Below are 12,391 nucleotides of genomic sequence, written 5' to 3'. Positions count from 1 at the left end.
ATCTTTCTGGAGTCAGGAATGAAAGTAACACTGCCAGAGTTTGAACGTGCTGGAGTTATGGTTGTCGGCGATGTGATGCTGGATCGCTACTGGTATGGGCCGACCAGCCGTATCTCCCCGGAAGCACCGGTACCGGTCGTTAAGGTCGATACCATTGAAGAGCGTCCTGGCGGCGCGGCAAACGTGGCGATGAACATTGCTTCTCTGGGCGCGCATTCGCGTCTGGTGGGCCTCACCGGTATCGACGATGCGGCGCGTGCGCTGAGCAAGTCGCTGGCGGACGTGAACGTGAAGTGCGATTTCGTTTCTGTTCCGACGCACCCGACCATTACCAAGCTGCGCGTGTTGTCGCGTAACCAGCAGCTGATCCGCCTCGACTTTGAAGAAGGGTTTGAGGGTGTGGATCCTGAGTCGCTGCACGAGCGCATTAATCAGGCGCTGGGCAATATCGGCGCGCTGGTACTTTCGGATTACGCCAAAGGGGCACTGGCAAGCGTACAACAGATGATCCAGCTGGCGCGTAAAGCCAATGTGCCGGTACTGATCGATCCGAAAGGCACTGACTTTGAGCGCTATCGCGGCGCAACGCTGCTGACGCCTAATCTCTCTGAGTTTGAAGCGGTGGCGGGCAAGTGCAAGTCGGAAGCGGAGATCGTCGAGCGCGGCATGAAGATCATCGCTGACTTCGAGCTGTCTGCACTGCTGGTGACCCGCTCCGAGCAGGGGATGACGCTGCTACAGCCGGGCAAGGCGCCGCTGCATATGCCAACCCAGGCGCAGGAAGTGTATGACGTGACCGGTGCCGGTGATACGGTGATTGGCGTGCTGGCGGCAACGCTGGCGGCGGGTAACTCCCTCGAAGAAGCGTGCTACTTTGCGAACGCCGCGGCGGGCGTGGTTGTCGGTAAACTCGGGACCTCTACCGTTTCGCCAATCGAACTGGAAAACGCTGTGCGCGGCCGCGCCGATACCGGTTTTGGCGTCATGACGGAAGAAGAGCTGAAAGTGGCCGTTGCCGCCGCGCGTAAACGCGGTGAGAAAGTGGTGATGACCAACGGCGTATTCGACATTCTGCACGCGGGCCATGTCTCTTATCTGGCGAATGCACGCAAGCTGGGCGATCGTCTGATTGTGGCGGTGAACAGCGATGCCTCGACCAAACGTCTGAAGGGCGAAACGCGTCCGGTGAACCCACTGGAGCAGCGTATGATTGTGCTCGGCGCGCTGGAAGCGGTGGACTGGGTTGTGCCGTTTGAAGAAGATACGCCTCAGCGTCTGATTGCAGGCATTCTGCCTGACCTGCTGGTAAAAGGCGGCGATTACAAACCGGAGCAAATTGCGGGCAGCGAAGAGGTCTGGGCCAACGGCGGTGAAGTGATGGTGCTCAACTTTGAGGACGGGTGTTCAACCACCAACATCATCAAAAAGATCCAGAAAGACAGTCAGTAAAAAACGGGCCAGTTGGCCCGTTATTTCACCCTCTCCCCGTGGGAGAGGGCTGGGGTGAGGGCATCAGGCCGCACTTAGGCCTGGTCATCCACCGGCGGTATCGCTGGTGCCGGCTTCACTTCTTCCGGGGTATTGCGGTTTTCCAGCTCGGTAAGACGCTGTTCCAGCAGCGCCAGCTTTTCACGGGTGCGCAGCAGAACATGTGTCTGCACGTCAAACTCTTCGCGGCTCACTAAATCAAGGCGAACCAACTGCGCCTGCAGCGTCTGGCGGATTTTCTTCTCAACGTCATCACCAAATTCACGAATACCTTTTGGCATGGACTCATGAACCTGACGCGCAATTTGCTCAATTTTCTTCGGGTCAATCATAGTGGCTTCCCTTGATAAGACGGTGTTGATGAACATTGTAGCGCGTCATGCTCCAGGATAAAGCAGATTTGTTTGAAGCTTATGCATTGCCCAGGTTAATCAATAGCGTTATAGTTATCTCGCTTATTCTCAGGGCGGGGCGAAATTCCCCACCGGCGGTAAATCAGCGTCATGCTGAAAGCCCGCGAGCGCTTTGGGTGAACTCTCAAAGGTCAGCAGATCCGGTGTAATTCCGGGGCCGACGGTTAAAGTCCGGATGGGAGAGAGTAACGATCCAGTCGGGCATGGGCCCGCTCACGTTATCTTTTTGCCGCTTATACGGCGCTCCTAAGACTGCCCTGATTCTGGTAACCATAATGTTAATGAGGTTTTTTTACCATGAATCAGACGCTACTTTCCTCTTTTGGCACTTCAACTCAACGTGTTGAACATGCACTGGATGCCCTGCGCGAAGGCCGCGGCGTGATGGTGCTTGACGATGAAAACCGTGAAAACGAAGGCGACATGATTTTCGCCGCCGAAAACATGACCGTTGAGCAGATGGCGCTGACCATCCGTCACGGCAGCGGCATCGTATGCCTGTGTATTACCGAAGACCGCCGTAAGCAGCTCGAGCTGCCGATGATGGTCGAAAACAACACCAGCGCCTTTGGTACCGGCTTTACCGTGACCATCGAAGCCGCGCATGGTGTGACTACCGGTGTCTCCGCGGCTGACCGTCTGACTACTGTCCGTGCAGCAATTGCCGATGACGCCAAGCCATCCGACCTGCACCGTCCTGGCCACGTCTTCCCGCTGCGTGCGCAGGCGGGCGGTGTGCTGACCCGTGGTGGCCACACTGAAGCGACCATCGATCTGGTGACGCTGGCAGGCTTCAAACCTGCGGGCGTACTGTGTGAACTGACCAACGATGACGGCACCATGGCGCGCGCACCAGAGTGCATCACCTTTGCACGCCTGCACAACATGCCGGTGGTGACGATTGAAGATCTGATCGAGTACCGTCAGGCGCACGAGCGTAAAGCCAGCTGAACGGTGCATAAATGAGAAAGCCGGGGAAACCCGGCTTTTTTGTCTCTAGTGGTAGTTAATTTTAAACAGCACGACCGTTTCAAACGGACCAGAATCGATACCCTTTCCCTCTGCACGTGAAAGCTCAGCGGTGTACGTGGTCTCGAAATGCAGCACCGAACCGGTAAAATCAGCGTACTCATCATACTGATTGAAGGTGTAGGGCTGTGTGCCGTTAAGAATGCGCAGCTTCAGGCCATTACCAATCAGCAACGCCGTATCACTGGCCGTCAGCTCGCTATCGGTATAGAACGACGAGTCGATCTTAAATCCGTCTGAACACTGCGCATCCTGTACTTTACTGGTTTTAACCGAGAACGTTCGCGTACGCGTGCCCTGATTGACGATGTCACGTGCGCTGAAGGTGCCAAAGTCGATCTCCTGATTTTCAGGGTAAATACTGAACGTCGCTCCGCAGTCCAGTACCCTGATGTTTTCCAGCCCGTTAATGTGGTATTTGAGGTTTTTGGCATCAGGAAGCGCATTTACGCCGCCTTTGCCGTCAAACTGCACGACGATGTAATCACCAAGCGTGCTGACGTAGCCCTGAGGCGGTATCGCTTTGAGCTTAACGTACAGCCTGAAGCGTGCCGCAAAGGTTCGTGAGGTATGTACATCCCACGCATTCCCCGAACAGATGTATTTCTCCCAGCCCATCGCTTTTAGCTGTTCGGCCGTGTATTTGCTCAGGCTGTTGTTGTCCAGACACTGACGGGTATCCACGCCGTAGGTTTGCCCGATGGCATCGTAATCTGCACCCTCGTAGGTCACACCGAGCTCGTAGTAAGGATCCGACACCGACGGATAAGGGTTCACCCAGGCGAAGACGTCTTCGTTCTCATGATTTGACGCGGTATTTCTGTCGCAATACACGGGGATTTTGATATCGCTGGATTCCCAAATCTTTTGCCCAACCCTGGCTGTGCTGGGAATTGAGAATTCTGACACCGTTTTGGTTTGCTCCACCGGACCATTTTGTGTGCCAAGGTAGCAGTTCAGCGCCAGCGCCTGCTTAAGGGGACACATCACCAGCATAAAAAGGAAAAGCTTAGCGAGATGTCGCATTTTGCCCTGCCTTGCGCGGCGTTAGCGTGCATGGTGTTGACCCGGTACAGGTTAAATTGACCTTGCGTAGCGCACCATAATCATCAATATAACCTATGCTGTAGCCCGTTCCTTCTGTTTCACTTAGCGTCAGCGTACTGGTCGCAAACGGGCTAATCATCAGGCTGTCGAAGCCTGGCATCATGGTTTTTCCGTTATTGCTCAGCCACGCCAGCGTAATGAAATAGGGCGTTGGGTTTTTCAGGCGCATGGTTTTGCCTGACAGCGTCACCGACAGCTGCATTTCCGTCTCTTCACCTGATTTTTTACGAATGCTTTCCGGCCGCCAGAACAACTTTATGCGACTCTGCATAGCCACCTGCATGACGCTGCGCTCCTCTTTCAGGCTCCCGCTTTTGGGCGGCACTTCACGCAGATTGAAATAAAACAGCGTTTCCCGATCTTCAGGCAGCTGTTGCGTCGCGGCCTGTTTCACGATCCGCACCTGTGACGAGGCGCCGGGTTCAATGCGCTGAATAGGCGGCAGGACCATAAAATGGGTGTCCTCTTTGCGCCCGTCCCGATCCTCCACCCAGGCGAGGGCAAGGTAGGGAAGCGATTTGCTCTGGTTTTCAATGGTCAGGCTGCTGGCTTTATCGCTTTCGGCAAAGACGATGCGCGTCCTGTCCGGGTTAATTGCCGCCTGCGAGACGCCGGAGCCACAAAACAGGAGTGCTGCTAAATAAACGTATGATTTCATAGTGATAAGTTACTGGCAGGGCAGCATCAGCTGCGTGGTGTTGTCGAGAGAGGCTGGCAGGGAGAAATGACACTGCTGATCGTCTCCCCAGGTGACGATAAAGTGCTGTTCAGCTTTTACCGCCCCCAGCCAGATATGTCCGTCCTGGGCGATAATGCCCACCTCTTTGCCTGAATCCTGCTCGCGCACCTGGGCGCCGAGAGGCGGCGTGCCGCTGGCGGTACGCACGATCCCGGCAACATCCTGACCCTGACGGGAGGCAATCAGCCGATAACCGATTGCACCCTCGGTCCAGGTGGAGCGAATGACGTGGTTATCGACATCGACACCCTCTGGCAGGTTATTCAGATTGACCTGTACGCTGGCGGGCATATAGCTCGAAAAGGCGGGCAGGACGCCAATACCAAACATGTTGGTGGCATCGCGGGACATATTCAGCGGTATATTGCCGATTCCTTCCGTGCTGACCATCACGCGCGGTTCGTTGCCGTAGCTCCGGCGATGAAGCGACGCCCCGTGGGCGGTTGCGGTAAACGAGCCGTTCCAGCTCGCGCTGACGGAACGGTAGTCATGGGCCTTGTAGCTTCCGGACAGGTTCAGATCTCCCGTCCCGGCATAGTGCTGATAATTCGCGCTGACTTGCGCCCCGGCATCAGTTTTTTTGCTCTCGGTACCAGCGGATATCCCCCAGGTATTGTTACTGTCTGAAGAGTCATACCAGGAGAGCGTTTGACGCGTCGTGTCGCTGTTTCTCAGATCGTAATTGAGGCGATGATCCGGATCGAGGGGAATGCTTAAAGAGAAGTAAACCTGCGTGTCATCGCCTTGATCCTGATAATGTGTTTTGCTCCATGAGGCCGTCACGCCAAGATTTTTCCAGCGACCAAGGTCAAAGTTGTATCCTGCCGTGAGTGTGCCGGTGGTGGAGGGGGCTCTGTCCCACCAGGTCTGGCGCAGCATACCAAGGTAAAGGTTTAGCGACAGGGCGGGGATGTACTGGCTGGCAGTGATGCTTAGCGTCTGTTTTTCCGTTTCCGCGTTATCCCGGTCTTTTTCAAGAAAGCGGGCATAGCTGAGAAAGCGGCTGTCGGAGTAGCGGTAGCTGGCAAGCGTGAGCTGACTCCCGGTGGTGTCGAAACGCTTGCTGTAGTTGATGCGGTAACTGTATCCCGTCTGCTTTGCTTCCCCCTCGTGCTGGCTGCTTGCCTGGGTGACATCAAATGACAGCGCGCCCAGCATATCCATGTTCTGCCCGATACCTGCCGCCAGCGCGCGGTAATCATTACCGCTGTTCAGGATCCCGCCGTACAGGGAGGTCTGGGACAGTACGCCCCAGGAGAATTCGCTGCTTAAAAAGGCCTCGTTTTCGACCTGATGCGAGCTGTCCTGACGGGGTTTACCGCCCGCAAGCTTATAGCGAACCTGGCCTTTTCGCGTCAGGAAAGGCACAGAGGCAGCAGAAACCTGAAAGGTGCTGGTATGACCGTCTTCTTCGGCGACGGTGACGTCCAACGTTCCCTGTACGGACTGGTTGATATCCTGGATGACGAAAGGGCCCGGTGGGACTTTGGTTTGATAGATAATCCTGTCCGCCTGGCTGACGGTCACGGTGGCATTCGTCTGAGCAATACCAGAAATTTGTGGCGCGTAGCCGCGCAGAGACCAGGGGAGCATGCGCTCGTCGCTGATAAGTGAGGCTCCGGTGTAGGAAAATCCGTCGAAAATATCCGACTGAAAATCTGACTCACCCAGCGTGAACTTTGAGCCAAGTGCAGGCAGAGGACGAAAAAGGTAGGCGCGAGAAAGGCGGCCGTCGCTCTGCGACCTCCCATCCGTACGGTTAAGGGCGTACTGATAATCTCCCCGCAGTCGCCAGGCGCCCAGGTTGGCGCCAGCGGTCCCGTAGGTATTGACGTTATCGCTGCTTGCCCCCTCATCTGGCTGATAGCGGCTGGCAAACAGATTGTAATCCAGCAGCACGCCAGAGACACCGTTGTCCCAGGTCGCGGGCGGCATCCAGTTGGTGGAACGGTACTGTAGCCAGGCCTGAGGTAGGGTGACTTCCAGCGTTTGCGTCGCCTGAATAAACTCGAAACGAACCTGCGGTAGCGGGGAAAAGTCGACACAGCCCGCGTTAACCGTCAGCATGCTGCGGTATTTATCGTCCAGACCAAAAGTGTCCGCCAGATCGGACGGAATGCAGACTTCCGTTGTATCGTCTTTTTTATACCAGGCTAACTGCCAGCCGCTAGCGAGTGGCGTATTATTAATTGCAACGTTAACGAAATAATGACCCGGCGCAACGTGGTTCTTATCTTTGAACTGGGATAAATCAACATTGCCGCGCTGATCTTTATCAATAGCGTTAATATTAAATTCAACGGCGGCCAGTGGAAGAGGCGTAAGAAAGCCAGCAATGATGATCGAAAATGCACTGTATTTCATCATTCAGCTCTCAAATAAAATTACGGCAATGGCTGGCAAATATATTGCCAGCCGAAATATAATTAACGGTATGGGCTTATTTATACAACAGGACGTAATTCGCGGTAGATTCGACCTGGCCTGCCGTTGCTGTTTTACCATCGACCACTTCCATCTGCGCTTTGAAGTGCAGCGTCTGGGTCGCTGAACCCGCAGAAAGATCGACAGTTTGAGCCGTACCAAGCGTGATAGGGGTCTCTGCATTATCCAGTAAACGAAGGCCCACGTTCTGCGCGCCGCCCGCATAGGTGTTGCTCATCAGGCTGGTATCGGTTGCGTCGGTAGCGGTGCTGCTGAAGGTTACGTCCACTTTGGTGACGGGTGTTGCGGTTTCATCTGCAGCGTCAAGCTGGCAGTTTTCCAGGTTAATATCAACCGGTACCGCCGTGGATTTTTTATTCACATTCATCACCGCCGTGGTGAACTGGCCAAGTTCAATCTCTTTATCAATACTGTCTGGTGCAATATTGCATGGTGCGTCAATAATAACGCCCTTAAAGGTAATTTTACCGGAGCCTTGATCGCTTGCCAGTGCATTGCCAGAGATAAAAGAGCCTAAAGCAACCGCCAAAAGTGTTTTTGAAATATTTCGCATGAAATATCCTTGTTATGAATAATATTTAAGAGATATTGATGTTTGAGGCGGTTGTATTCTAAAACTAATTGTAACAATGCGTGATTAAAAAATAATTAAAGACACTTTAAGTATGCGTTTATTAATTATTGAAGTGAATGGCTTACGCAGAAAAAAGAGGGCGAGGGGCTAAAAAAGCAGACCAACAGGAGATGCTGGTCTGCTTTTTGATCAATTATTGATAATTGATTTTGACAATAATGTCTTTACTGAATGGTCCAGGAATAATGGCTTCACCAGGTTTGCGGGTTAGCTCAGCCGTATAGTCGTGCGTCAGCGTCGTCTCCGTATCATCAGGGTGATAGGTTGCAAAAGGAAGATACTGGTTGTACGTCACATCGCCATTGGTTTTATCAATGAGACGCATGAGTAAACCATTTCCCATGTCCAGATGCGTATTATCGTAGAGCGTATCGGTGGTGTAAAAGCTGGTCGTCACGTCAAATTGTTCTGAACAGCCAGCAGTGGCATCCCGGATTGTCGAAATGCTAAACGGTGAGGTGACGGCGTTGGCGTTGACTGCGCTCTCCGTAAACTGGCCAAAATTCACAATCTGATTTTCAGGGTAGATCCGGATATCCACACCGCAGTCCAGGAAGTGAATATTTGACAGCCCGGTAATGTCGTAATGCAGGTTTTTTGCTTTTGGAAGCGTGTTGATTCCGCCTGAACCGTCAAACGTCAGTACGGTGACGGAGGGAAAGGTATAGTCAAACTGCTCTTTTGGTATCGCTTTTAGCTTCACGTAGAGACGAAAGCGCACGCTAAACGTGATGTTTTTCTGAATTGTGACGCCATTGCAGGCTGCTTCCTTGTAGTCACCCCACTTATCATCCTGCTTATCAAGGCAGGCTCCCGTATCAATTTTGATATCGGGGATGTCATAGTCAATACCGTTATAGGTTACGCCAAACGCCAGATAGGGATTGTTGGTCATCAGGCTATCGGTGTTATGAAAACTGTCCAGGATATAGGCATAAACGTGTTCACTCCAGGGATCCTGCGAGACAGGTTTTGTACTGTCGCGGGTGGCGTGATCGCAATATACCGTCACCAGCAAATCGCCGCTTTCCCAAATTTTTTGTCCGGCTGGGGCGTTGGCTGGGACCGTGAACGTCGGGAGCGTTGTTGTGACCAGACTTTGACCGCCCAATGAATCTTTGTAACAGTCCATCGCCCATGCGGAGGATGAGAACAAACATAAAAGGGCAATCACCACGAGATATATTTTTTTCATCATTATCCCTTATTCACCGGTTTGCTCTGGCAGGCAGGTTGCACCGCGTTACAACTCACCTTAAACATTTCCAGACCGCCATAATCGCTGATATACCCGACTTGAAATTCAGCGGGCAGCTTAGCCAGTGACTGGCTGGCCTGACCAAACGGCTCAATCATTACGCTCTCTGCGCCCGGCAATAAGGTTTTACCGTTCAGTCCGATATAGCCCACGGTGATGTAATAGGGGCTGCTGTTTTTAAACTGCAGCGTACCCGAGGCGCGGGATATAACCACTTTATCCAGCGGAACAAACTGGCCCTCCTTAAGCTCAATGGCTTTTGGCCGCCAGAACAGTTTAAGGCGGCTTTGCATGGCGATTTGCATCACGTTCTTCTGCTCGGCTTTGGGTGGGATCTCCCGCATGTTGTAATAAAACAGCGACTCGCGATCGGCTGGAAGTCGGCTGATGTTTTGCTGCGCCATCAGGCGAACCTGCGCCTGTTCCTCCGGCTCGATACGCAGCAGTGGCGGAACAGGAGAGATAAACTCGCGCGTTTTTTTACCCGCTTTATCCTCAATCCACGACTGAGCCAGATAAGGATCGGTTTTACTCTGGTTTATCAGTCTGACCGACACGCTTTTTGCTGAGGCGTTGAAAATGATGCGTGTTCTGTCGGGCGATACGGTGGCCCAGGCAAAGCTGCACGTGCCAAGGAAACAGATAAGTCCTTTTGAAATCATCGTGATGTTCATTTTATTCATCCTGAATTAATGCACTGTTTTACAAGGTAAAAATATAGCGTCACCGTTAAGGTTACTTTGGTTCGGCGGCGTGATTTCACACGCTTTGTCAGACCAGGTGAGACGTAACGTACTGTTTTCCTGAATCCCGCTGAGATAAACAAACCCTTCTTCGGCAACCAGACCGACCTCTTTACCCGTAGCGCTGTCGACGATACTGACGCCCAAAGGAGGGAACTGACCGTTTTCCTGTCGAATAATGCCGACAATCTGGTAGCCCGTGGTGGCGTTCAGCTTGCTGTAACCAATGGCACCTTCCGTCAGCGTGGTGCGAATAACGGAGGTTGCTATATCCACGCCATCAGGCAGCGTGTTGCTGTTAACGCGCACCGTGGAGGTGGTGTAGTTGCTGAGTGAGGGAACGACAGCAATACCGAATGCGTTAGTGCGCGTGCGCGAACTGTTGACCTCAATTCCGTCAACGCCATCGGCATCGATCATCATGCGGGCGTTATTGGCCGGGCTGTAATCATGCAGGGCTACGCCATGTCGCGTGGCGGTGATCGAGCCGTTCCAGCCCGCGCTGATCGAACGGTATTGGTTGGGCTGAACGCTTCCTGAAAGATTGAGACGCCCGTAAGGAGAATAGTGCTGGTATCCACCGCGCAATGACGGTTCGCCTTCGCGCAAATCGTCTTCCGTCGTAGAGGCCGAGAGATTCCACGTATTGTTGCGATCGGAGGCGTCATAGTAAGAAGCCATATGAGACGCGCTGTCGCCGCCCGATCGCTGGTAGCTGTACATAATGCTACGACTTTGCTCCAGCGGGAGGGTGAAGGCGAAATAGACCTGGTTTTCGTCGCTGTCATCCCAGCGCACGCGGCTTAGCGCCAGCGATGCGGATAAACCTCTTAAATTGCCGATATCAAAATTGCGGCTCAGCGAAAAGGAGTAGTTTGTGTTGCTGCTGTTGTCCCAGTAGGTGTTACGGGTGACGTTGAGATAGGTATTTAATGCCAGCGAATCAAGGTACTGGTTGAAGGAGATAACATAACTCTCTTTTTCGTTTGTCGTTGAGGTATCTCCGTCCCGGGAGGCGAGATATTCACTCATTGAGACATATTCTTTATCCGAGAATCGATAACCTGCGAAGGTGATTTGGCTGCCGGTCGCCTCAAAACGTTTTGCGTAGTTGGCGCGATAGCTGTACCCACGCTGTGTCTCATTTTTTCCCTGATGGAGCGTGGCCTCGGCGCCCGTCACATCAAAAGAGATCGAGCCGAACGAATCCAGGTTGAAGCCGATACCGGTGGTCATGGCCTGATAATCATCCGCCGTCAGCAGGGTGCCGCCATACAGTGACACATTACTCAGCCAGCCCCACGAGAGTTCACCTGTCCAGAAAAGCGGGTTATTGATGTCGTTATGGCCCGTAGCGGTGGGCTTACCGATGGATGTTTTATAGCGCACCTGGCCTTTTCGGGTCAGGAAGGGGATTGAGGATGAACCCACCTGGAAGGTGGTTTTGCGCCCATCTTCCTCTTCGACCACCACATCCAGCTGTCCCTGGTAGGTTTCACCCAGGTCTGAAATGGTGAACGGTCCCGGCGCGACGGTTGTTTGATAAAGAACGCGGCCAGACTGGGAGACGGTCACTTTGGCATTGGTCTACGCGATGCCGTTAATTTGTGGTGCATAACCCTGTAAATCAGGCGGCAGCATACTTTCATCACTTTCCAGTGATGCACCGGTAAAGTGGAAGGTATCAAAAATATCTGAGCTTAAATCATATTGCCCCAGCGTCACTTTTGATGACAGCGAAGGGATAGGGCGGTAGAGATAAGTTCGTGCCAGACTGCTTTCGCTGCCTGTAGACTCACCGCGACGAAAGTTTTGGTTATATTGATAATCTGAACGCAGACGCCACGCGCCGAGGTTAAACCCGAGCGTGCCGTAGGCGCTGAAATTCTGGCTGTCGTCGCCCCCGTGCGGATCGTACTGGCTGCCATAGAGATTATAATCAAGTAAAACACCCGCAATGCCTTCATCCCAATATTCCGGCGGCGTCCAGTTCTTCGCCTGATATTTCATCCATGCCTGGGGAACGGTGACGGAAAGCACCATTGTCCCTTTATTAAGGGAAAAGCCCAGCTCAGGAACAGCCGAAAGATCAAGGCAACGTCCGCCCTGAGAATAATGGAGCCGCGAAATAAAATCGGTGCTCAGTCCGAAAGCGGATAACTGCCCGGCATTCACGCAAATTTGCGAACCGCTTTCGTTTTCCGTTGCGATCCACTCCATTGTTGCGGATTGAGGCAACGTGTTTTTATTGACCTGAATGCGGACGAGATAGCTACCCGGCGCGATGTGGCCTTTTTTCTCAAACTGGGAAATATCAATATTACTTCGGTCTTCAACGTCAATCATATCTGTGTTGAATTCAACAGCGGAGACAGGCAACACGAATAAAGCTGAGTAAAGTGTGGCACTCAGCGAATACTTTATAAAAGCAGAGAGGCGGGAGAGTTGATGCGCTGAGTGTTTTAGCATAAATCCGTTTCGCTTTTAAAAAGAAGGCATAAAAGCCGATGAGTCCTTCATCGGCTACGTTTTCAG

At 52.9% G+C, this 12,391-nt stretch carries 9 protein-coding genes, 1 pseudogene and 1 riboswitch; of the genes and pseudogenes, 2 read left to right on the top strand and 8 right to left on the bottom strand.

Annotation, left to right across the window (positions count from 1 at the left end):
- The first annotated feature begins 18 nt into the window (after positions 1–18).
- On the top strand, positions 19–1,449 hold the full coding sequence (gene hldE / locus ACQG19_RS21110) for a bifunctional D-glycero-beta-D-manno-heptose-7-phosphate kinase/D-glycero-beta-D-manno-heptose 1-phosphate adenylyltransferase HldE (RefSeq protein WP_426725984.1): 1,431 nt from the start codon (positions 19–21) through the stop codon (positions 1,447–1,449).
- Between the two features lie 74 nt (positions 1,450–1,523).
- On the opposite strand, the gene ubiK is transcribed toward hldE, so the two are convergent.
- On the bottom strand, positions 1,524–1,820 hold the full coding sequence (ubiK, locus tag ACQG19_RS21105; RefSeq protein ID WP_246932593.1) for a ubiquinone biosynthesis accessory factor UbiK: 297 nt from the start codon (positions 1,818–1,820) through the stop codon (positions 1,524–1,526).
- Positions 1,821–1,941: 121 nt separating this feature from the next.
- Positions 1,942–2,092, top strand: a riboswitch (FMN riboswitch).
- Between the two features lie 106 nt (positions 2,093–2,198).
- Here ubiK and ribB point away from each other — a divergent pair.
- Positions 2,199–2,852: a 3,4-dihydroxy-2-butanone-4-phosphate synthase gene (gene ribB / locus ACQG19_RS21100; RefSeq protein WP_008502964.1), complete on the top strand. Its 654-nt coding sequence runs from the start codon at positions 2,199–2,201 to the stop codon at positions 2,850–2,852.
- A 45-nt stretch (positions 2,853–2,897) separates the two neighbouring features.
- Here ribB and ACQG19_RS21095 read toward each other — a convergent pair whose 3' ends face one another.
- From ACQG19_RS21095 to ACQG19_RS21065, 7 genes and pseudogenes are all read right to left on the bottom strand, one after another.
- Positions 2,898–3,956, bottom strand: a complete 1,059-nt coding sequence (locus ACQG19_RS21095; RefSeq protein ID WP_047023586.1) for a type 1 fimbrial protein — start codon at positions 3,954–3,956, stop codon at positions 2,898–2,900.
- On the bottom strand, positions 3,940–4,695 hold the full coding sequence (locus tag ACQG19_RS21090; RefSeq protein ID WP_222168891.1) for a fimbrial biogenesis chaperone: 756 nt from the start codon (positions 4,693–4,695) through the stop codon (positions 3,940–3,942). The genes ACQG19_RS21095 and ACQG19_RS21090 overlap by 17 nt, the downstream gene beginning before the upstream one ends.
- Before the next feature lie 9 nt (positions 4,696–4,704).
- The gene (locus tag ACQG19_RS21085; protein ID WP_246932630.1) at positions 4,705–7,140 is read right to left on the bottom strand and encodes a fimbria/pilus outer membrane usher protein; all 2,436 of its coding nucleotides are present in this window, start codon (positions 7,138–7,140) and stop codon (positions 4,705–4,707) included.
- A gap of 76 nt (positions 7,141–7,216) precedes the next feature.
- Positions 7,217–7,774, bottom strand: coding sequence for a fimbrial protein (locus tag ACQG19_RS21080; RefSeq protein ID WP_246932591.1), 558 nt, complete (start codon positions 7,772–7,774; stop codon positions 7,217–7,219).
- 214 nt (positions 7,775–7,988) lie between these two features.
- Complete coding sequence (locus ACQG19_RS21075; RefSeq protein ID WP_246932628.1) at positions 7,989–9,050, bottom strand: fimbrial protein; 1,062 nt, start codon at positions 9,048–9,050, stop codon at positions 7,989–7,991.
- Between the two features lie 2 nt (positions 9,051–9,052).
- On the bottom strand, positions 9,053–9,787 hold the full coding sequence (locus ACQG19_RS21070) for a fimbrial biogenesis chaperone (RefSeq protein WP_102752810.1): 735 nt from the start codon (positions 9,785–9,787) through the stop codon (positions 9,053–9,055).
- 15 nt (positions 9,788–9,802) lie between these two features.
- Positions 9,803–12,325: pseudogene (locus ACQG19_RS21065) on the bottom strand (fimbria/pilus outer membrane usher protein).
- Between the last annotated feature and the right edge of the window lie 66 nt (positions 12,326–12,391).

It is taken from the genome of Enterobacter cloacae complex sp. 277I4, assembly GCF_050031465.1.
Lineage (GTDB): Bacteria > Pseudomonadota > Gammaproteobacteria > Enterobacterales > Enterobacteriaceae > Enterobacter > Enterobacter cloacae.
Note: the sequence above shows the minus strand (reverse complement) of the source record. Positions and strands in the feature narration are given on the sequence as shown.